Consider the following 20,204-nt stretch of genomic DNA (forward strand, 5'->3'; position numbering starts at 1 on the left):
CCGTAGCACCATGGCTCCATGCTGCTCGCCCGGCTCGCCCATGTGTCCCGGGAGGTCGCCGCCACCTCGGCGCGGTCCCGGAAGACCGCCCTGCTCGCCGAGCTGTTCCGGGACGCCGACGCGGACGACGTGCCGATCGTGATCCCGTATCTGGCGGGCCGTCTTCCACAGGGGCGGCTCGGCATCGGCTGGAAGCTGCTGAGCGGACCGGTGCCGCCCGCGCCCGAGCCCTCGCTCACGGTGCGGGACGTGGACGCCCGGCTGACGGAGGTCGGCGCGGTCACGGGCGCCGGCTCGCAGGCGGAGCGCAGGCGACTGATGGACGAGCTGCGGGCGGCGGCCACCGAGGACGAGCAGCGGTTCCTGTTCGGGCTGCTCACCGGCGAGGTGCGGCAGGGCGCGCTGGACGCGGTCGCGGTCGAGGGGCTCGCCGAGGCGACCGGCGCGCCCGCCGCGGACGTACGGCGGGCGGTGATGCTCGCCGGATCGCTGCAGACGGTGGCGCAGGCGCTGCTGACGGACGGCCCGGGGGCCCTGGACGACTTCCGGCTCACGGTGGGCCGCCCGGTGCTGCCCATGCTCGCGCACAGCGCCACGTCCGTGTCCGAGGCCGTGGCGAAGCTGGGCGCGTGTGCCGTCGAGGAGAAGCTCGACGGCATCCGCGTACAGCTGCACCGCGACGGCGACGACGTACGGATCTACACCCGCACCCTCGACGACATCACCGACCGGCTGCCCGAACTCACCTCCGCCGCGATGGAGTTGAAGGGCACCCGGTTCATCCTGGACGGCGAGGTGATCGCGCTGGACGAGGACGGGCGGCCGCGCTCCTTCCAGGAGACGGCCGGGCGGGTGGGCTCGCGGGTGGATGTGGCCACGGCCGCGCAGAGCGTGCCGGTCTCCCCCGTCTTCTTCGACGCGCTGTCGGTCGACGGGCGGGATCTGCTGGATCTGCCGTTCGCCGACCGGCACGCGGAGCTGGCGCGGCTGGTGCCCGAGCCGATGCGGGTGCGGCGCGCCCTCGCCCACGGGCCCGAGGACATCCCCCCGGCCCAACGATTCCTCGCCGAGACGCTGGAGCGCGGTCACGAAGGCGTGGTGGTGAAGGCCCTGGACGCCCCCTACAGCGCCGGCCGGCGCGGGGCGTCGTGGCTGAAGGTCAAGCCCGTGCACACCCTCGACCTGGTGGTCCTGGCGGCCGAGTGGGGCCACGGACGGCGCACCGGCAAGCTCTCCAACCTGCACCTCGGGGCCCGCGCCGCGGACGGCTCCTTCGCGATGCTCGGCAAGACCTTCAAAGGCATGACGGACGCGATGCTGGCCTGGCAGACCGAGCGCCTCCAGGAGCTGGCCGTCGAGGACAGCGGCCACGTGGTCACCGTACGGCCCGAACTCGTCGTGGAGATCGCCTACGACGGTCTGCAGAAGTCCACCCGCTACCCGGCCGGGGTCACCCTGCGCTTCGCCCGCGTGGTGCGCTACCGCGAGGACAAGTCGCCCGCGCAGGCCGATACGGTCGAGACCCTGCTCGCCGCACACCCGGAGGTGGCCCCGTGACGGGCAAGCGCAGTGCGGGACTGCTGCTGTACCGGCGCACCGACGACGGCCCGGAGGTGCTGCTCGGTCACATGGGCGGCCCCTTCTTCGCGCGGCGGGACGCCGGGGCGTGGACCGTGCCCAAGGGCGAGTACGAGCCCGACGAGACCGCCTGGGACGCGGCGCGCCGGGAGTTCCAGGAGGAACTGGGGCTGCCGCCGCCCGACGGCGAGGCCGTCCCGCTCGGCGAGGTGGAGCAGAAGAACGGCAAGGTCGTCACGGCCTGGGCGATCGAGGCCGACCTCGACCCGGCGACCGTGGTCCCGGGCACGTTCGAGATGGAGTGGCCGCCGAAGTCGGGGCGGATCCAGGAGTTTCCCGAGCTGGACCGGGTGGAATGGTTCGGCCTGGACCGGGCCGGGGAGCTGATCGTGCCGGCGCAGGCGGCGTTTCTCGAGCGGCTGGCGGAGCACTCGGACTGACAGCGCCCTCCGCGTTGCGCCGCACCGCGCCGCGCGGGAGGGTCGGAAAACAGCCCGCTTACAGAGACTTGTCGAGAACAGCCCGCTTCGGGTTCCGGAGAACAGCCCGCTCGAAGAACAGCCCGCTTCAGGAGGTCGGCCATGCCCATCGCGACGGTGAACCCGGCGAACGGCGAGACGCTCAAGACGTACGACGCGCTCGGCGCCGAGGAGATCGAGCGCAGGCTCGCCACGGCCGAGAGCACGTTCCGCGACTATCGCACCACGTCCCTCGCCGAGCGTGCACGGCTGCTGCACAGGGCGGCCGACCTCCTCGACGAGGAGCGGGACGACATCGGCCGGGTGATGACCACGGAGATGGGCAAGCCCGTCAAGCAAGCCCGCGCGGAGGCCGCCAAGTGCGCGAAGTCGATGCGCTGGTACGCCGACCACGCCGAGGAGCTGCTCGCCGACGAGGAGCCCGCCGACTCCGACGCCAAGGACTCCGGCGCCTCCCGCGTCCTGGTGCGCTACCGGCCGCTGGGCCCGGTGCTGGCCGTCATGCCGTGGAACTTCCCGCTCTGGCAGGTGGTCCGGTTCGCCGCGCCCGCCCTGATGGCGGGCAACGTCGGCCTCCTCAAGCACGCCTCGAACGTGCCGCAGACCGCCCTCTACCTGGAGGACCTGTTCCGCCGGGCGGGCTTCCCCGAGGGCTGCTTCCAGACGCTGCTGATCGGCTCGGGCGCCGTGGAGGGCATCCTGCGCGATCCCCGGGTCAAGGCGGCGACGCTGACCGGAAGTGAACCGGCGGGGCGCGCGGTGGCCTCGGTCGCCGGGGACGAGGTCAAGAAGACGGTGCTGGAGCTGGGCGGCAGCGACCCGTTCGTCGTCATGCCGTCCGCCGACGTGGACCGGGCGGCGAGGACCGCGGTGACGGCCCGGGTGCAGAACAACGGGCAGTCGTGCATCGCCGCCAAGCGGTTCATCGTGCACACGGACGTGTTCGACGCCTTCGCCGAGCGCTTCACGGCGGGCATGAAGGCGCTGAAGGTCGGCGATCCGCTGGACGAGGACACCGACATCGGCCCGCTCTCCACCGAACAGGGCCGCGGTGACCTGGAGGAACTCGTCGACGACGCGGTGGAGAGCGGCGCGACCGTGCTCTGCGGCGGCGAGCGCCCCGAAGGCTTCACGGAGCGCGGCTGGTACTACGCGCCGACCATCCTCACCGACATCACCCCCGAGATGCGCGTCCACCAGGAGGAGACCTTCGGGCCGGTCGCCACGCTCTACCGCGTCGCCGATCTCGACGAGGCGGTGGCGCTCGCGAACGACACGCCGTTCGGGCTGAGTTCGAATGTCTGGACGAACGACGAGGCCGAAGCGGACCGGTTCGTACGCGACCTGGAGGCGGGCGGCGTGTTCTTCAACGGGATGACCGCCTCCCACCCGGCGTTCCCGTTCGGCGGGGTCAAGCGGTCCGGCTACGGGCGTGAGCTGTCGGGACACGGAATCCACGAGTTCTGCAACATCACCACCGTATGGCACGGAGCGTAAGCGTTCCGCAGCTACGATCCCCCTGTGAACCGCGAAGTGACCCTGCCTCTGATCGTCGACGACCGCGGCACGTTGCAGGTGGCGGCCGCCGACGTCAGCAAACTGCTGCGCACGGTGGGCGGCCGGTGGCTGCACCTGGTGGAGGCCGGCCAGGACGGACTCGACGAGGACACGGTGGCGACACTGACCATCGAACTCGCCAAGCTCGCCGACCGCATCGACGTGGCCTGCATCGCGCACAGCAGCGGGACGACGTCCGACTGACGGCGCGCGTCCGCCCGGTCCGCGCGCCGGGCCGACGCGCCCTCAGGTCGTCCGCTGGTCGAGTTCCCACAGGGCGTGCCAGAACTTCGCCTCGTAGCTCTGCAGCAGTCGCCCGTACCGGAGGACCTCGGTCTCCCCGATCCGCCCCGCGTCCAGCCCCGCCTGTACAGCCGTGAGCGCCTTCCGCTCCAGCTCCGGGGCGGGTGCCGCGAAGAAGTCGAAGAAGCCGCACACCTCGCCGCCGAAGCCGTAGTGACGGCGCAGGGATTCGGCGATCGCCGCGCAATAGCCGCCCCACGTCGTGAAGTTGCCGCTCAGGGCGAGCACCACGTCGGCCGGTGAGCCGTTCAGGGCCAGCCAGGCGACGTACGCGGGATAGGCCTGACAGTCCGCGAGCGGCTCGTAGGCCGCCGCCCGCGCCTCGTCCACCCCGCAGGCGGCGGCGAACACATCCAGCCTCCCCAGGGCCAGAGCCTCACCCTCCGCGAGCATGGCGAAGAAGGCGGCGCTCTGCGGCTCGACGTCCGGACGCTCGGCCAGATGCAGGAACGCACGACGGTCCGCGGCCATCACGTGGCGCTGTTCGAGGGCCAGGGCGGCGAGCGTGGAACGCTGGGCCGCGCCCCGGGCGATGAGGGGCAACAGCCGGTTGGCGTGGGGGTCCGGGGCGAGCTTCTCCGTGGTGTCCTCCAGCAGTTCCCTGGCCGTGCGCACCATGGCGTACTCCTTCGGTTCGGCCGTCCCGGGGCCTCTTCCCTCGTACTTCTACGCCCTCCCAAGAATCCCCGGAATGGAGTAACCCGACGAGAGATCCCCACGCTTCCGGGTGATCGTGGGTGGACCACCCCGGTGGGTGAACCGCCCCCGTGGGTGAACCACTCTTCCGCCGGGGGACGAGAGTTCCCCGGAAGGCGAAAGAAGGCGCGCGTCATGGCGACTTTGTGCAGACCTTCGGTCTCCGTGCCGGAATACGTGATCACGATGGAGGAGACGCTGGAGCTGGCTCGCTCCCGTCACGAGGACCACCCACAGCTGCCGTTGGCACTCCGACTGATCGAGAACACCGGTGTCCAAACCCGGCACATCGTGCAGCCCATCGAGGAGACGCTGAAACACCCGGGCTTCGAAGAACGCAACAAGGTCTACGAGAGTGAGGCCAAGGCCCGCGTCCCCGCCGTCATACAGCGGGCGCTGGATGACGCCGAGCTGCTCACCACCGACATCGACATGATCATCTACGTCTCGTGCACCGGGTTCATGATGCCCTCGCTCACGGCCTGGCTGATCAACTCGATGGACTTCAGCAGCGACACCCGACAGATACCCATAGCCCAGCTGGGCTGCGCGGCAGGCGGCGCCGCGATCAACCGGGCCCACGATTTCTGCACGGCGTACCCCGACGCCAACGCGCTGATCGTGGCCTGCGAGTTCTGCTCGCTCTGCTATCAGCCGACCGATCTCAGCGTCGGCTCGCTGCTCTGCAACGGCCTGTTCGGCGACGGCATCGCCGCCGCCGTCGTCCGCGGCAACGGCGGCACCGGCGTCCACCTGGAGCGCAACGGCTCCTACCTGGTCCCCAAGACCGAGGACTGGATCATGTACGACGTCCGCGCCACGGGCTTCCACTTCCTGCTGGACAAGAGGGTTCCCGGGACGATGGAACCACTCGCCCCCGCCCTCCACGCCCTCGCGCGACAGCATGACTGGGACGCCTCCGACCTGGACTTCTACATCATCCACGCGGGCGGCCCCAGGATCCTCGACGACCTCAGCAAGTTCCTCGAGGTCCCGCCGGAGGCCTTCCGGTTCAGCCGGGCCACCCTCACCGAGTACGGGAACATCGCCAGCGCCGTCGTCCTGGACGCGCTGCGTCGGCTGTTCGACGAGGGCGGCGCCGAGCACTCCGCGCGCGGACTGCTCGCGGGCTTCGGCCCCGGCATCACCGCGGAAATGGCCCTGGGCCGCTGGCGCGACAGCAGCAACGAGACGGTGTGAACGGAATGACCGAGAAGACGATGCCCGGGCCACTGCCGCCTGTCCGGCACTGGCCCGCCCTCGACCTGAAGGGCGTGGATTTCGACCCGGTCCTGACCGAGCTGATGCGCGAGGGACCGGTCACCCGGATCCAGCTGCCCAACGGCGAGGGATGGGCCTGGCTGGTGACCCGCCACGACGATGTGCGCTTGGTCGCCAACGACCCACGGTTCGGCCGCGAGGCGGTCATGGACCAGCCGGTCACCCGGCTCGCCCCGCACTTCATCCCGGCCCGCGGCGCGGTGGGCTTCCTGGACCCGCCCGACCACACCCGGCTGCGCCGCTCGGTGGCCGCGGCCTTCACGGCACGCGGGGTGGAACGGGTCCGCGACAAGGCCCGGCGCACGCTCGACAAGATGGTCGACGAGCTGCTGCGGGTCGGACCGCCCGCCGATCTCACCGAGGCGATCCTCACCCCCTTCCCCATCGCGGTCATCTGCGAGCTGATGGGCGTCCCGCCCGACGACCGGCGGGGCATGCACACCTGGACGCAGCTGATCCTGTCCTCCGCGCACGGCGCCGAGGTCAGCGAGAAGGCCAAGGACGAGATGGGCGCCTACTTCAGGAAGCTCATCGGCGCCCGGAACGACAGCAGGGACGAGGACGTCACCTCGCTGCTGGGCGCCGCCGTGGGCCGGGACGAGATCGATCTGGAGCAGGCCGTCGGGCTCGCCGTCCTCCTCCAGATCGGCGGCGAGGCTGTCACGAACAACTGCGGGCAGATGCTCTACCTGCTCATGACCCGCCCGGCGCTGGCCGACCGGCTGCGCTCCGACCCTCGGATCCGCCCCCAGGCCATCGACGAGCTGCTGCGCTACATCCCGCACCGCAACATGGTCGGCCTGTCGCGGATCGCGAGGGAGGACGTCGAGATCAGGGGCGTGCTGATCCGGGCCGGCGATCCGGTCTACGTCTCGTACCTGGCCGCCAACCGCGACCCGGAGGTCTTCCCGGACCCCGAGCACGTCGACTTCGACCGCAGCCCCAATCCGCACGTGGCGTTCGGCTTCGGCCCGCACTACTGCCCGGGCGGGATGCTGGCCAGGCTGGAGTCGGAACTCCTGGTGGACGCACTTCTGGACCGGCTGCCGGGGCTGCGGCTCGCCGTCCCCCCAAGTCAGGTCCCGTTCAGGAAAGGCGCGTTGATCCGTGGCCCCGAAGCTCTGCCCGTGATGTGGTGAGCGACCCGATGACCATGACCGAAGGACTCCTCGTACCACCGGGTCACGGCCGGATCGTGCAAACCCCCGCCCAGCACGTGACGTTCAAGGTGACCGGCTCGCACTCGCGCACCGCGTCCACCTTCGAGGTGCTGGTACCGCCCGGGTTCGACGTGGGCGCCCATGTGCACACGCGCAGCGAGGAGCTGTTCTACGTCCTCGAAGGCGAGCTGGACGTGCTCGCCTTCGAGCCCCGGATCCGGACCCCCGACAACTGGCAGAAGTGGGAGTCGAGTTCGGGCAACCGGGTGGTACGGGCAACCCCGGGCACGGTCATCGTCGTGCCCCCGGGCTGTCCCCACGCCTTCTCCAACCCCACCGAGAACCAGGCGAAGATGTTCTTCCAGGCCTCCCCGCCCCCGGACCACGAGCGCTACTTCGAGGAGCTGCTCGAGATCCTGAGGGACGGGGGCCCGCCGGACCACGCGGCCATCGAGGAACTGAGGGCGAGGTACGACATCGAGCAGCTCACCCCTCTGAAACTCCGGTGAGCGCAGCGCGCAACCGCTACCGAATCGGCATCCCGGAAAGCGTCCGCGCGATCACCAGCCGCTGGATCTCGCTCGTCCCCTCGAAAATGGTGTAAATGGCTGCATCCCGGTGCATCCGCTCCACCGGATACTCACGGGTGTAGCCATTTCCACCCAGGATCTGGATCGCCTGACCGGTGACCTTCTTCGCCGTCTCGCTGGCGAACAACTTGGACATCGACCCCTCGGCCGCGGTGAACGGCTTCCCGTTGATCGCCATCCACGAAGCCCGCCACACCAGCAGACGCGCGGCATCGATCGACGTACGCATGTCGGCGAGCTGGAACGCGACACCCTGATTGTCGATGATCGGACGCCCGAACTGCTCACGCGTCATCGCATAGTCGAGGGCGACCTCGTACGCGGCGCGGGCCGTGCCCACCGCCATGGCCCCGACGGCCGGACGCGACGCCTCGAACGTGGCCATCGCGGCGTTCTTCACCCGTTCGCCGCCGCCCGCCTTCGCGCGCTCCCGGGCGCGGGCCAGGCGTTCGTCCAGCTTCGCCTTGCCGCCGAGCAGGCAGGAACCGGGGATGCGAACGTTGTCGAGGACGACCTCGGCGGTGTGCGAGGCACGAATGCCGTGCTTCTTGAACTTCTGGCCCTGGGAGAGGCCCGGCGTGTTCGGCGGCACGATGAAGGAGGCGTGCCCCTTGGAGCCGAGGTCCGGGTCGACGACCGCGACGACGACATGGACGTTGGCGATACCACCGTTGGTCGCCCAGGTCTTGGTGCCGTTGAGCACCCACTCGTCCTTGGCCTCGTCATAGACGGCACGCGTGCGCATCGAGGCGACGTCGGAGCCGGCGTCGGGCTCGGAGGAGCAGAAGGCCGCGACCTTGACATCGTTGGCATCGCCGTACATCTGGGGGATCCAGGTGCCGATCTGCTCCTCGGTGCCGTTGGCGAGGACGCCCACGGCGGCGAGGCCGGTGCCGACGATCGACAGGGCGATGCCCGCGTCGCCCCAGAACAGCTCCTCCATGGCCATGGGTATGCCGAGACCGGTCGGGTCGAAGTACTGCTGGGCGTAGAAGTCCAGGGAGTAGATGCCGACCTTCGCGGCCTCCTGGATGACCGGCCAGGGAGTCTCCTCGCGCTCGTCCCACTCGGCGGCCGCGGGGCGGATCACATCGGCGGCGAACCCGTGGAGCCAGTCGCGGACCTCCCTCTGTTCGTCGTTGAGCTCCATGGTGAACTCGGCCATGTCCCCTCCAGCACTGCACTAAAGTGTTACTTGCGGTAACTGGAGTCTGTTACTGATCAGTAGTAAAAGTCAACTCCCACGTTCCGCTCGGCAGCCCGTTCGATACGCATGGGCCGATGAGTGTTACTTTGCGCAGGCGTCACCGAATCACCACGGGTGGGGAGAGATCATGGACACCACACAGCGAACCGATCAGCAGAGGTCCGCCGACCGCCGCCGGCGCGAGCTGCTGGAGGCCGCCGACAGAGTGGTGCTCCGCGACGGCCCCGGGGCCTCGATGAACGCCATCGCCGCCGAGGCGGGCATCACCAAGCCGATCCTGTACCGCCACTTCGGCGACAAGGGTGGACTCTACGCGGCCCTGGCCAAGCGGCACACCGACGCCCTCCTCGGAGCGCTGCGGGCCGCGTTGGACGCGCCCGCGGAGCGCCGGGAGCGGGTGGAGGCCACGCTCGACACGTATCTCGCGGCCATCGAGGCGCACCCTCAGGTCTACCGCTTCCTGATGCACCCCACGGAGGGCGCCTCGTCCGCCGACCAGGGCTTCGACCTGGGCAAGCACTCCGCACCGCTGCTGCGCCGCATGGGCGAGGAGTTGGCCGAGGTCATCGAGGAACGGGTGGATCTCGGACCGGGCAGTCAGCAGCTGGCGCGGGTGTGGGGGCACGGGATCGTCGGCATGATGCATGCCGCCGGGGACTGGTGGCTCGGTGAGCAGCCCTGCTCCCGGGCCGAGTTGGTACGGAGTCTGGCCGACCTGCTGTGGGGCCGACTGGCCGCGGCCGGCGATCGTGTCGGGGGTCCTGGGTTCTGAGGTCGGGTGTCGGCCGCGAGTTGCTTTCGGCTGAGCGCGCAGTTCCCCGCGCCCCTGCTTTCAGGGGCGCGGGGAACTGCGCGACCAGCCACGAACAACCCGCAGCCGCCCGACACAGCTCAGCGCCCCCAAGACGCCCGCGCCGCCTGCCTCATCACCCGGCGCCGGCGCCACCCACTCAACCGGTCCACGTACAGACCACCCTCCAGGTGGTCGTACTCGTGCTGCAGACACCGGGCGAACCACCCCGTGCCCTGCACCGACACCGGCTCCCCGTCCACCGTGAAACCCTCGACCACGGCGTGGTCGTACCGCTCCGTCCCCGCTTCCAGGCCGGGCAGGGAGAGACAGCCCTCCGGCCCGCGCAGCACCACTCCGTCCGCCTCGACGAGACGGGGGTTCACCACGTGTCCCAGATGGCGGACGTCCTCGTCGTCCGGGCAGTCGTACACGAAGACCCGCGACGCGACGCCGACCTGGTTCGCGGCGAGGCCGACGCCCTGGGCGGCGTACATCGTCGCGAACATGTCCTCGACGAGTCGGGCGAGTTCGGGACCGAAGTCCGTGACGTCTTCACACGGTGTGTGCAGAACGGGGTCGCCGAGCAGAGTCACCGGCCGGACGCGCCCTCGGGTGCCGGGGATGGAGCCGTGTCGCATGGCGGCAAGGGTACGGTCCTCATGGGCGCGCGCATGTCGCGCGGGCACCGTGGAGGTGCCGCGATTCGGGCACGTGAGTGGATCTCGATAGGCTGAGGCCCACACGGTGCCGGGGGCTCAGGCGCGGCGCGTACGCAAGGAGGATCGAGAAACGATGTCAGGCAACTCGGACCCGCTGACGCCGCGGGCCAAGCTGGCCGTGACGGCGGGCAAGGCGGCGGCGGCCGTCTCGCGGGCCGCCGGACGCGGCAGCGGATCGGTGATCGGCGGCCGGGTGGCACTCAAGCTCGACCCCGATCTGCTGGCCAGGCTCGCCACCCACCTGGACGTGATCCTGGTGTCGGCGACCAACGGCAAGACCACGACCACCCGGCTGATCGCAGAGGCGCTGCGCGCCGCGGGCCCGGTCGTGTCCAACGCGCTGGGCGCCAACATGCCGGCCGGTATCACCTCGGCTCTCGCCGGGGGTTCGGACGCGAAGTTCGCGGTCATCGAGGTCGACGAGAAGTACCTCGCGGGTGTCGCCCGCGACACCGACCCGAAGTGCATCGCCCTGCTCAACCTCTCCCGCGACCAGCTCGACCGGGCCGCCGAGACCCGGATGATGGCCGAGCACTGGCGCGAGGGCCTGGCCGGTTCCAAGGCCGTCGTGGTCGCCAACGCCGACGACCCGCTCGTCGTGTGGGCCGCTTCCTCCTCGCCGAACGTCATGTGGGTGGCGGCCGGTCAGATGTGGAAGGACGACGCCTGGTCCTGCCCGTCCTGCGGCGGTGTGATGCAGCGCCCCGGCGACGACTGGTTCTGCGGCGACTGCGGCTTCCGCCGTCCGACGCCGACCTGGGCGCTGTCCGGGGACCACGTCCTCGACCCGCACGGCTCCGCGTGGCCGATCCACCTCCAGCTGCCCGGCCGGGCCAACAAGGCGAACGCCGCCTCGTCGGCCGCCGTCGCGGCGGTCTTCGGGGTGCCCCCGCAGGTCGCCCTGGAGCGCATGTACCAGGTGCAGGCGGTCGCCGGACGCTACGACGTGGTGCAGTTCATGCAGCGCGACCTGCGTCTGCTGCTCGCCAAGAACCCCGCGGGCTGGCTCGAGACGTTCTCCCTGATCGACCCTCCGCCGACCCCGGTCATCCTGTCCGTGAACGCGCGGGGCGCCGACGGTACCGACACCTCCTGGCTGTGGGACGTCGACTACACCCGTCTGACCGGGCACCCCATCTTCGTGCTCGGCGACCGCAAGCTCGACCTCGCCGTGCGTCTCGAGGTCGCCAACCAGTCCTTCCAGGTCTGCGAGAACCTCGACCAGGCGGTGCAGCTCGCCCCGCCCGGTCGCATCGAGGTCATCGCGAACTACACCGCATTCCAGGATTTGAGGCGTCGTGTCGGCAACTGAGCAGCCACGGAGGACCAAGAGAATGAGTGACAACAGCCTGCGCCTGGTGTGGATCTACCCGGACCTGCTGAGCACCTACGGCGACCAGGGCAACGCCCTCGTCGTGGAGCGCCGGGCCCGCCAGCGCGGTCTCGACGTCGCCCGTCTCGACGTACGCAGCGACCAGCCGATCCCGACCTCCGGCGACATCTATCTGATCGGCGGCGGCGAGGACCGGCCGCAGCGGCTCGCCGCGGAGCGTCTGCGCCGCGACGGCGGTCTGCACCGCGCGGTGGGCAACGGCGCGATCGTCTTCTCGGTCTGCGCCGGCTACCAGATCCTCGGCCACGAGTTCATCAACGACCTCGGGCAGCGCGAGCCCGGCCTCGGCCTGCTCGACGTGGTCTCGGTGCGCGGCGAGGGCGAGCGGTGCGTCGGCGACGTACTCGGAGACATCGACCCGCGGCTGGGCCTGCCGCAGCTGACCGGCTTCGAGAACCACCAGGGCGTCACCCACCTCGGCCCCACCGCGCGTCCGTTCGCGCAGGTGCGGCTCGGCAAGGGCAACGGCACCGGCGACGGCACCGAGGGCGCGTACAACGACACGGTCTTCGGCACGTACATGCACGGGCCCGTGCTCGCCCGCAACCCGCAGATCGCGGACCTGCTGCTGAAGCTGGCGCTCGACGTGAACGCGCTGCCGCCGATCGACGACCGCTGGTACGAGGCGCTCCGGGGCGAGCGCATCTCCGCGGCGCAGCAGCCCGCCTGAACGGTCGGCCAACAACGGACAAACGGTACGGGATGTCCACAGGGCGCGCTCGAGGGATACCTCAAGCGCGCCCTAGGCGTATCCGGCACGGTGTACCCAGGTCGGGCCCGCTTGACCAGGTGTCCGCTCACTTGTGCGGCCGCGTCCACCAGGCGGACGCCCGCTACGGCACCACCCCGTCCCGCCGGTAGGGTGACCGGGATTCCAGCCGGACAGCGTGGTCCGGTACCCGGCCCACGTTGAGAAGGTATTTCGGGCTATGCGCATTGGTGTCCTCACGTCCGGCGGCGACTGCCCCGGCCTGAACGCCGTCATCCGGTCCGTCGTGCACCGCGCCGTCGTCGACCACGGCGACGAGGTCATCGGCTTCCGGGACGGCTGGAAGGGGCTTTTGGAGTGCGACTACCTGAAGCTCGACCTCGACGCGGTGAGCGGCATCCTGGCTCGCGGCGGCACGATCCTCGGCTCCTCCCGGGTCCAGCCCGCGCAGCTGCGTGACGGCGTGGAGCGGGCCAAGGGCCATGTCGAGGAGCTCGGCCTCGACGCGATCATCCCGATCGGCGGCGAGGGCACGCTGAAGGCGGCCCGGCTGCTCTCGGACAACGGTCTGCCGATCGTCGGCGTGCCGAAGACCATCGACAACGACATCGCCGTCACGGACGTGACCTTCGGCTTCGACACGGCCGTCGGCGTCGCGACCGAGGCCCTGGACCGGCTGAAGACCACCGCCGAGTCGCACCAGCGGGTGCTGATCGTGGAGGTCATGGGCCGCCACACCGGCTGGATCGCCCTGCACTCCGGCATGGCGGCGGGCGCGCACGCCATCGTCGTCCCCGAACGCCCCTTCGACATCGAGGAGTTGGCCGCGCGGGTCGGCGAGCGCTTCGAGGCGGGCAAGCGGTTCGCGATCGTCGTCGCCGCGGAGGGGGCGAAGCCTCGCCCGGGCACCATGGAGTTCGACGAGGGCGGCAAGGACGTCTACGGGCACGAGCGCTTCGCCGGCATCGCCCGGCAGCTCTCCCTGGAGCTGGAGGAGCGCCTCGGCAAGGAGGCCCGGCCGGTGATCCTCGGGCACGTCCAGCGCGGGGGGACGCCGACGGCGTACGACCGCGTGCTCGCCACGCGGTTCGGCTGGCACGCGGTGGAGGCGGCGCATCGCGGCGACTTCGGGAAGATGACCGCGCTGCGGGGGACCGACATCGTCATGGTGTCGCTCGCGGAGGCGGTGGAGAGCCTGAAGACGGTTCCGGAGGAGCGGTACGCGGAAGCGGAGTGCGTGCTCTGAGGGTTCGTTTCCGGCTGCGGGTTCGTCGTGGCTTGTCGCGCAGTTCCCCGCGCCCCTGACGGGGCGCTGCACTGACCCCGGTCACAGTTGTGGCCGGGGTCAGTCCTACTCTGGTTCGGACAGACAGCGCACAACGTACGAATCAGGAGCCGGCGGATGGATCACAGCGGGCACGGCATGACCATGGATCTGCCGCCGTTCACGCTGGGGCGGGGGCTCGAGTGGTCCGCGGACCCGTTCTTCCTCATCGCCTGTCTGGCGGGACTCGGCCTGTACGGCTGGGGGGTCGTGCGGCTCGCGCGGCGCGGTGACAAGTGGTCGGTCGGGCGGACCATCGCCTTCGTGCTCGGCGTGCTGACCGTGATGCTCGTGATGTGCACCAAGCTGAACGACTACGGCATGGTCATGTTCAGCGTGCACATGGTGCAGCACATGGTGATCAGCATGCTCTCGCCGATCCTGATCCTGCTCGGAGCGCCGATCACACTGGCGCTGCGCGCACTGCCGGTGGCCGCCACGCGAGGCAACAAGGGTCCGCGTGAACTGCTGCTGATGTTCCTGCACAGCCGCTACATGCGGATCATCACGCATCCGGCGTTCACGATCCCGCTGTTCATCGCGAGCCTGTACGCGCTGTACTTCTCCCCCATCTTCGACTTCCTGATGGGCTCCAAGACCGGGCACATCGCGATGATGTGCCACTTCCTCGCCGTCGGCCTGGTCTTCTTCTGGCCGATCATGGGCGTCGACCCCGGACCGCACCGGCCGGGCTATCTGATGCGGATGCTGGAGCTGTTCGCGGGCATGCCGTTCCACGCGTTCTTCGGTATCGCGCTGATGATGGCGTCCGGGCCGATGGTGGAGACGTACAAGCACCCGCCCGCCTCGCTCGGCATCGACGCGCTCTCCGACCAGAGCGCCGCGGGCGGCATCGCCTGGGCGTTCAGCGAGATCCCCTCCGTCCTCGTGCTGATCGCGCTGCTCTTCCAGTGGTACGCCTCCGAGAAGCGGCAGGCCCGCCGCACGGACCGGGCCGCCGACCGCGACGGCGACAAGGAACTCGAGGCGTACAACGCCTATCTGGCCTCACTCAACGCAGGCGGCCGCTGAATTAACTTTGCAATTCACCTTGCGTGAAAGGCTTTTCGGTTCAGTAGCATGGGGGGACAACGGGGGAAACCGCAGGGGGAGCGGTCATGTCAATTCGTACATCCATGCAAAGGGCGGGGATTTCCGCCGCCCGACGGCTCGCTCTACTGCTGGTTTCGGTACTGATAGTCAGCGGGTGCAGCAAATCCGATCAGTTGTTCGTGGTGCGGGCCGTGGCGGCGGGGGTTTCCTCGGTCTCCCCCTTCTTCAAGGAGGACCGACAGCTCGGCACGGACATCCACGTGCCCGAGGCCCGGCCCAGTGGTGGTGTGCAGGCCAGTAACAGCCCCGGGCTGTACGGCGGGGCCCCCGACGGCAGCAACGGAAGCGGTTCACCGGCACCGGCGCCCGAACCCAGTACCGGCCCCGGCCCTGGCACCGGCGTGTGGGGCGGCACCACGAAACCCGGCACGTGCGCCGTGACGAAGTTGAAGAAATTCCTCACCGACCCCAAGAACTCGGCGAAGGCCCAGGAATGGGCGCGGGTCCTGCATATAAGCACCGATCAGATCCCGAGTTATATCGATCAACTCACACCTGTCGTACTGCGTCACGACACTCTCGTGACGAATCACGACTACAAGAACGGCAAGGCGGTTTCGTACGCCGCGCTGCTGCAGGCCGGAATCGCCATTCTGGTCGACCAACAGGGACTGCCCGCGGTGAAGTGCTCCTGCGGCAATCCGCTGCTCCCCTTCGAGGGAAAGGCCTCGAAGACGGACGTGCGGTTCGACAACGGCAACAAGAAGTGGGCCGACTACCGGCAGGACCGCGTCGTGGTGGTCCAGCCGCCGCCCGGAGCGCAGGAGATCCACAAGCTCCAGCTCGTCGACGTGCACCACCCCGACCGGGGGATCGCCCGCCCGGTGGGCAGCGACGGCAGCCAGGACAAGTCCTTCGACACCCAGCAGAAACACGCCGTGCCACCGGTCACCGGCATGACCTTCGCGGAGGCGACCCAGCGGCTGACCGACGCGGGGCTGGGCATGTCGTACGCCGGTGACAGCCTGCCGGCCGACGACGCCCAGGTGACGGCGTCCCGGCCGACCGAGGGCAGCCAGGTCGCCTGGGGCACGTCGGTCGTCCTGTCGGCGCGGTCCGACAGCCCGACCGAGAGCGGCGGCGGTCCAACCACGCCGTCGGATTCCGGCACGAGCACGGGCGGCGCGAACGGAGCGGGCGGCACGAGCGGAGCGGGCTCGGATCCCGGGACGACCCCGCCGACCCCGTCCGGGGGATCGTCCGGCCCCTCGTCCGGCCCCTCGTCCGGCGGCGCGTCGTCGGGCAGCGCCTCGCCGTCCGACAGCGGCACCGGGTCGGGTGTCCCTACGGATACGACCACCTCCACCCCCACGAAGCCCGCCACGCCCACGGACACCCCCACGGACACGAGCGGCGGCACGGGCGGCGGAACGACGTCGACCCCGTCGCACACCTCTCCTACCGGCTCACCCACGAGCAGTGCCCCGAACACCCCCTCGGCCACTGCCCCGACCGTGCCGACGACCGAACCGACCTCGCACGAACCGACCTCGACCAGGCCCACCGTCAGCAGCGCGCCGCCGCCGAGTGAGCCCGTGTCGAGCACACCGCCCGCCCCGGTCGACCCGGGTACGAGCGACTCCGCGCCCGGTGGGCCCACCGAGAGCGCGGCCTGACCCGCGTACGACGACGCAGAACCCGGGGGCAACCGGATGACAGCAGGATCAGCGCAGTCGGGAGTGGGCCGGACCATCGACGGCCGGTATGTGCTCCTGAAGCGGGTCGGCTCCGGCGGGATGGGCCACGTCTGGCTCGCCCACGACCAGCGGCTCGACTGCGACGTGGCGCTCAAGGAGATCAGGTTCCGCGATGTCCGGGAAGGGAGTGAGGAGCACGAGTCGCGGATCGCGCGCGCCCGCGCCGAGGCCCGGCACGCGGCGGTGCTACGCGGCCACCCGCACGTGGTGACGGTCCACGACGTCCTGGAGCACGACGGCCTGCCATGGATCGTGATGGAGTACGTGGCGGACGCCGAGGACCTGCGGGCCTGGCTCGCCCGGCGCGGCCCGCTGGCCCCCGACGAGTGCGCCCGCGTCGGCCTCGCGGTGCTGGACGCGCTGACCGCCGGGCACGAGCGCGGCATCATGCACCGGGACGTCAAACCGGCCAACATCCTGCTCGCCCCGGACCGCGCGGGCACCCCCGGCGCGCGCATCCTCCTCACCGACTACGGCGTCTCGGTCCAGCCGGACTCCCCCGAGACCCGCTGGACCCGTACCTCCGTCCTGGTCGGCACGGCCGGCTATCTGGCACCGGAACGGGCGCAGGGCGGGCAGCCGACCGCGGCGTCCGACCTGTTCTCGCTGGGCTGCACTCTGTACTTCGGTGTGGAGGGCCACGGTCCCTTCGACCGGGACAGCCACCTCGGGGCGCTCGCCGCGGTGGTCTCGGAGGAGGCGCCGCCGTCCCGGCGGGCCGGTGCGCTGGGGCCGATCATCGACGCGCTGCTGGTCAAGGACCCCGGCCTGCGGATCTCCGCGGAACGGACGGCGGCGGCATTGGCTCGGATCATCCTGCCCGAGCCCCATCCGCCGACCCAGGTCGACACCGGCTCGCAGCCCGCGTGGGCGGGGCTCGTCACCTCCGACGGGCCCGGTGGTCCGGCGCCACCGGGCCGGACCCCGGGCGGTCCGTCCAGGGACCACGACTACGCGCCGCCCGCACACGACCAGAGCCCGTCCCCCGCCCGGGGCCAGGGACCGGCCCGGAACCAGGGACCGGCCCAGGAGCAGGGTTTCGCGGCGCCTGGTTCGTACGTCCCCACGGCCCAGGCCTCTCCCGCGCCGGCGCACCACGCGGCGTACACACCCATGGCGCAGGCAGCCGGCACCCGTGCCGGTGCCCCGGCCGCGTACGCGCCTCGCCCGGGCCAGGGCTTCGGTCCGCCGACCCCGTACCCCCCGCAGCCCGGTGCCGGTTTCGGTCCGCCCAGTTACCTGGGCCCTGCCGCGCCCGCCCCGGGTCCCGGCGGGGGGCGCCGCAAGCGGACGCTGCTCGTCCAGGTGATCGCGGCACTGCTCCTCGCGCTGTCGCTGACGGCGGGAGTGATCTGGGGTCTGGCCCGGTACGGCAGGACGCAGACGCCCGCAGCCCCGTACGGCGCCCGGGTCGGGCTCTCCGCACCGCTCAAGAAGGGCGACTGTGTACTGAGCGACCCGTCCCCCGCACCGTCCTCGGGTACCCCGCGTCTGCAACTGGATCCGAGCTGCGGAGCGCTGCGCCCCGACGGGCAGGTGATGGAGCTGTACAAGGCCCGCTCCTTCGAGGAGGCCGGCAGCGTCGGACCGGACCAGTGCGCGGAGCGGACCAAGGCGATCGCCGACAAACTCGCCTGGCACGTCCAGAGCCTGGCCGTGGTGCCCACCCGCGAGGGCTTCGACGCCACCGGCGGCAACGTCGCATGCCTGCTGGTCGGGAAGCACGGTCCGGTGTACGGCAGGCTCGGCGGCCTCCGCCCGTACGGAATGGCGTTCGAGGACGCGACCCAGATGCAGCAGGACGACTGCCTCGGCCATGCTCGCGGGGACGCGAGCGAATACACCCACTACGAGCTCGTGTCCTGCGACAAGGATCATGTGGGCCGGGTCCTGCGGATCACGCACCTCACCGCCCTCACGCCCGGCAAGAAGCCCGATGTCGAGGCGGACGCACAATGCGCGGCCGACGCCCCGCCTCAACAACTCGGCTATCCCGCCGACACCTATGTGAGTCATGGCCTGCGCAGCACAGGACTGTGGAGGAAGGGGTACTACCTGGTGGTCTGCAGCATCGAGCGGCTGGACAAGGCCCTCATGCACGGAGGCGAGTAGCACACCCGGCCCTGGCGAACCGCGTCCCTTCGGGTGAAAATGGGCGCAGGCCACGGCCCGCGTCGCGGACCCCGCCGGGAGAAGGGTGACTGCGATGCCCGGTTCGACGAAGGCGATGGGGGTGCTCACCGTCGGCGGCCTCGTCATGGTGACGGCCTACACGGTGGCGCTCGGCAGCAACGGCTGGCTGTGGTTCGGCTGGGTGGTGCTCGGTCTGCTCACGATCGCCATGGTGGCCTCGCGCAACGCCTGACGCGGGCGGGTCACTGTCACTCCCTGGGCAGCGGTCCCGCCGAGTGCACCCCCGGCTGGTACTTCGGCAGCCGGGCGGTGATCTTCATGCCCGCTCCCACCGCGGTCTCGATGACGAGGCCGTACTGGTCCCCGTACACCTGGCGGAGCCGGTCGTCGACGTTGGACAGTCCGATGCCGCCGGAGGGGCTCACCTCCCCGGCGAGGATGCGGCGCAGCCGGTCGGGGTCCATTCCGATGCCGTTGTCCTCGATCACGACCAGCGCCTCGGCGCCCGCGTCCTGGGCGGTGATGCTGATGTGGCTCTTGTTGGACTTGTCCGCCTTGCCCTCCAGCCCGTGTTTGACGGCGTTCTCCACGAGGGGCTGGAGGCAGAGGAAGGGCAGCGCGACCGGCAGCACCTCGGGGGCGATCTGCAGGGTGACCGAGAGGCGGTCGCCGAAGCGGGCTCTGACCAGCGCCAAGTAGTGGTCGATGGCGTGCAGTTCGTCGGCGAGGGTGGTGAAGTCGCCGTGCCTGCGGAACGAGTAGCGCGTGAAGTCGGCGAATTCCAGGAGCAGTTCGCGGGCGCGCTCGGGGTCGGTGCGGACGAAGGAGGCGATCACCGCCAGCGAGTTGAAGATGAAGTGCGGGGAGATCTGGGCGCGCAGGGCCTTGATCTCGGCCTCGATCAGACGGGTGCGGGACTGGTCGAGGTCGGCGAGTTCCAGTTGCACGGAGACCCAGCGGGCGACCTCACCCGCGGCCCGGACCAGGACGGCGGACTCGCGGGGCGCGCAGGCGACGAGCGCTCCGTGGACGCGGTCGTCGACGGTGAGCGGTGCGACGACGGCCCAGCGCAGGGAGCAGTCGGGCTCGTCGCACTTCAGCCGGAAGGCCTCGCCGCGGCCGGTCTCCAGGGGGCTGCCGAGCCGTTCCATGATCTCGGTGCGATGGTGCTCCCCCAGGCCGTCCCAAGCGAGGACGGTGTCCTGGTCGGTGAGGCACAGGGCGTCCGTGCCGAGCAGGGTGCGCAGTCGACGGGCGGACTTGCGGGCGGTCTCCCCGGTGAGACCCGCGCGCAGTGGGGGCGCGGCCAGCGAGGCGGTGTGCAGGGTCTCGAAGGTGGCGTGTTCGACGGGGGTGCCGAGGCCGCCGAGGTTCTCGGGCCTCGCGGTACGCCTGCCGAGCCAGAACCCGGCGGCGAGCAGGGGGAGCACGGCGACGCAGAGGCCCGCCAGGAATCCGCTCACGGCGTCACC

19 protein-coding genes are annotated in these 20,204 nt (G+C 70.6%); 15 read left to right on the plus strand and 4 right to left on the minus strand.

Annotated elements, in window-relative coordinates; genetic code table 11:
* The first annotated feature begins 18 nt into the window (after positions 1-18).
* From OG798_RS11920 to OG798_RS11935, 4 genes are all read left to right on the plus strand, one after another.
* Positions 19-1,557, plus strand: a complete 1,539-nt coding sequence (locus tag OG798_RS11920; protein ID WP_267061123.1) for an ATP-dependent DNA ligase — start codon at positions 19-21, stop codon at positions 1,555-1,557.
* On the plus strand, positions 1,554-2,018 hold the full coding sequence (locus OG798_RS11925; protein ID WP_097226545.1) for an NUDIX domain-containing protein: 465 nt from the start codon (positions 1,554-1,556) through the stop codon (positions 2,016-2,018). The genes OG798_RS11920 and OG798_RS11925 overlap by 4 nt, the downstream gene beginning before the upstream one ends.
* Before the next feature lie 141 nt (positions 2,019-2,159).
* Positions 2,160-3,554 (plus strand): NADP-dependent succinic semialdehyde dehydrogenase, encoded by a 1,395-nt coding sequence (locus tag OG798_RS11930; RefSeq protein ID WP_328756958.1) that lies wholly within the window; start codon positions 2,160-2,162, stop codon positions 3,552-3,554.
* A gap of 24 nt (positions 3,555-3,578) precedes the next feature.
* Positions 3,579-3,818 (plus strand): DUF6213 family protein, encoded by a 240-nt coding sequence (locus OG798_RS11935; RefSeq protein WP_054228947.1) that lies wholly within the window; start codon positions 3,579-3,581, stop codon positions 3,816-3,818.
* A gap of 42 nt (positions 3,819-3,860) precedes the next feature.
* Here the strand turns inward: OG798_RS11935 and OG798_RS11940 are convergent, their stop codons facing one another.
* Positions 3,861-4,535, minus strand: a complete 675-nt coding sequence (locus OG798_RS11940) for a transcriptional regulator (protein ID WP_095856033.1) — start codon at positions 4,533-4,535, stop codon at positions 3,861-3,863.
* Positions 4,536-4,748: 213 nt separating this feature from the next.
* On the opposite strand from OG798_RS11940, the gene OG798_RS11945 reads away from it, so the two are divergent.
* From OG798_RS11945 to OG798_RS11955, 3 genes are read left to right on the plus strand one after another with little or no spacing between them, the layout of a single operon-like run.
* A complete protein-coding gene (locus OG798_RS11945; RefSeq protein ID WP_095856032.1) occupies positions 4,749-5,813 on the plus strand; it encodes a type III polyketide synthase in 1,065 nt (354 codons plus the stop codon).
* 5 nt (positions 5,814-5,818) lie between these two features.
* On the plus strand, positions 5,819-7,033 hold the full coding sequence (locus tag OG798_RS11950) for a cytochrome P450 (protein ID WP_267061126.1): 1,215 nt from the start codon (positions 5,819-5,821) through the stop codon (positions 7,031-7,033).
* Between the two features lie 8 nt (positions 7,034-7,041).
* The gene (locus OG798_RS11955; RefSeq protein WP_054228950.1) at positions 7,042-7,563 is read left to right on the plus strand and encodes a cupin domain-containing protein; all 522 of its coding nucleotides are present in this window, start codon (positions 7,042-7,044) and stop codon (positions 7,561-7,563) included.
* Positions 7,564-7,579: 16 nt separating this feature from the next.
* On the opposite strand, the gene OG798_RS11960 is transcribed toward OG798_RS11955, so the two are convergent.
* Entirely contained in the window at positions 7,580-8,809 is a 1,230-nt protein-coding gene (locus OG798_RS11960; RefSeq protein WP_095856031.1) for an acyl-CoA dehydrogenase family protein, read from the minus strand.
* A 169-nt stretch (positions 8,810-8,978) separates the two neighbouring features.
* On the opposite strand from OG798_RS11960, the gene OG798_RS11965 reads away from it, so the two are divergent.
* Entirely contained in the window at positions 8,979-9,623 is a 645-nt protein-coding gene (locus OG798_RS11965) for a TetR family transcriptional regulator (protein ID WP_054228952.1), read from the plus strand.
* A 119-nt stretch (positions 9,624-9,742) separates the two neighbouring features.
* On the opposite strand, the gene def is transcribed toward OG798_RS11965, so the two are convergent.
* Complete coding sequence (gene def / locus OG798_RS11970; RefSeq protein WP_183127426.1) at positions 9,743-10,282, minus strand: peptide deformylase; 540 nt, start codon at positions 10,280-10,282, stop codon at positions 9,743-9,745.
* Between the two features lie 154 nt (positions 10,283-10,436).
* Between def and OG798_RS11975 the strand changes: the two genes are divergently transcribed.
* The 7 genes from OG798_RS11975 (at position 10,437) to OG798_RS12005 (ending at position 18,964) form a co-directional block, all read left to right on the plus strand.
* Complete coding sequence (locus OG798_RS11975) at positions 10,437-11,675, plus strand: MurT ligase domain-containing protein (protein ID WP_054228954.1); 1,239 nt, start codon at positions 10,437-10,439, stop codon at positions 11,673-11,675.
* A 22-nt stretch (positions 11,676-11,697) separates the two neighbouring features.
* Complete coding sequence (locus tag OG798_RS11980; protein ID WP_054228955.1) at positions 11,698-12,426, plus strand: type 1 glutamine amidotransferase; 729 nt, start codon at positions 11,698-11,700, stop codon at positions 12,424-12,426.
* A gap of 259 nt (positions 12,427-12,685) precedes the next feature.
* On the plus strand, positions 12,686-13,711 hold the full coding sequence (locus OG798_RS11985) for a 6-phosphofructokinase (protein ID WP_054228956.1): 1,026 nt from the start codon (positions 12,686-12,688) through the stop codon (positions 13,709-13,711).
* Positions 13,712-13,867: 156 nt separating this feature from the next.
* The gene (locus OG798_RS11990; RefSeq protein ID WP_095856028.1) at positions 13,868-14,821 is read left to right on the plus strand and encodes a cytochrome c oxidase assembly protein; all 954 of its coding nucleotides are present in this window, start codon (positions 13,868-13,870) and stop codon (positions 14,819-14,821) included.
* 212 nt (positions 14,822-15,033) lie between these two features.
* Positions 15,034-16,518: a DUF6777 domain-containing protein gene (locus OG798_RS11995; protein WP_328756959.1), complete on the plus strand. Its 1,485-nt coding sequence runs from the start codon at positions 15,034-15,036 to the stop codon at positions 16,516-16,518.
* A 36-nt stretch (positions 16,519-16,554) separates the two neighbouring features.
* Positions 16,555-18,711, plus strand: a complete 2,157-nt coding sequence (locus tag OG798_RS12000) for a serine/threonine-protein kinase (protein ID WP_328756960.1) — start codon at positions 16,555-16,557, stop codon at positions 18,709-18,711.
* Between the two features lie 94 nt (positions 18,712-18,805).
* Positions 18,806-18,964, plus strand: a complete 159-nt coding sequence (locus tag OG798_RS12005) for a hypothetical protein (RefSeq protein WP_101896770.1) — start codon at positions 18,806-18,808, stop codon at positions 18,962-18,964.
* A gap of 16 nt (positions 18,965-18,980) precedes the next feature.
* Here the strand turns inward: OG798_RS12005 and OG798_RS12010 are convergent, their stop codons facing one another.
* Complete coding sequence (locus OG798_RS12010) at positions 18,981-20,195, minus strand: sensor histidine kinase (RefSeq protein WP_097226541.1); 1,215 nt, start codon at positions 20,193-20,195, stop codon at positions 18,981-18,983.
* Positions 20,196-20,204: the final 9 nt, after the last annotated feature.

The organism is Streptomyces sp. NBC_00271 (genome assembly GCF_036178845.1).
Classification (GTDB): Bacteria; Actinomycetota; Actinomycetes; order Streptomycetales; family Streptomycetaceae; genus Streptomyces.

Coding starts and splice junctions, on each gene's coding strand:
- OG798_RS11990 (WP_095856028.1), top strand. CDS start 13,868: ATGGATCACAGCGGGCACGGCATGACCATGGATCTGCCGCCGTTCACG.
- OG798_RS11945 (WP_095856032.1), top strand. CDS start 4,749: ATGGCGACTTTGTGCAGACCTTCGGTCTCCGTGCCGGAATACGTGATC.
- OG798_RS11955 (WP_054228950.1), top strand. CDS start 7,042: ATGACCATGACCGAAGGACTCCTCGTACCACCGGGTCACGGCCGGATC.
- def (WP_183127426.1), bottom strand. CDS start 10,282: ATGCGACACGGCTCCATCCCCGGCACCCGAGGGCGCGTCCGGCCGGTG.
- OG798_RS11965 (WP_054228952.1), top strand. CDS start 8,979: ATGGACACCACACAGCGAACCGATCAGCAGAGGTCCGCCGACCGCCGC.
- OG798_RS11960 (WP_095856031.1), bottom strand. CDS start 8,809: ATGGCCGAGTTCACCATGGAGCTCAACGACGAACAGAGGGAGGTCCGC.
- OG798_RS11940 (WP_095856033.1), bottom strand. CDS start 4,535: ATGGTGCGCACGGCCAGGGAACTGCTGGAGGACACCACGGAGAAGCTC.
- OG798_RS11975 (WP_054228954.1), top strand. CDS start 10,437: ATGTCAGGCAACTCGGACCCGCTGACGCCGCGGGCCAAGCTGGCCGTG.
- OG798_RS11980 (WP_054228955.1), top strand. CDS start 11,698: ATGAGTGACAACAGCCTGCGCCTGGTGTGGATCTACCCGGACCTGCTG.
- OG798_RS12005 (WP_101896770.1), top strand. CDS start 18,806: ATGCCCGGTTCGACGAAGGCGATGGGGGTGCTCACCGTCGGCGGCCTC.
- OG798_RS11920 (WP_267061123.1), top strand. CDS start 19: ATGCTGCTCGCCCGGCTCGCCCATGTGTCCCGGGAGGTCGCCGCCACC.
- OG798_RS12000 (WP_328756960.1), top strand. CDS start 16,555: ATGACAGCAGGATCAGCGCAGTCGGGAGTGGGCCGGACCATCGACGGC.
- OG798_RS11985 (WP_054228956.1), top strand. CDS start 12,686: ATGCGCATTGGTGTCCTCACGTCCGGCGGCGACTGCCCCGGCCTGAAC.
- OG798_RS11950 (WP_267061126.1), top strand. CDS start 5,819: ATGACCGAGAAGACGATGCCCGGGCCACTGCCGCCTGTCCGGCACTGG.
- OG798_RS11930 (WP_328756958.1), top strand. CDS start 2,160: ATGCCCATCGCGACGGTGAACCCGGCGAACGGCGAGACGCTCAAGACG.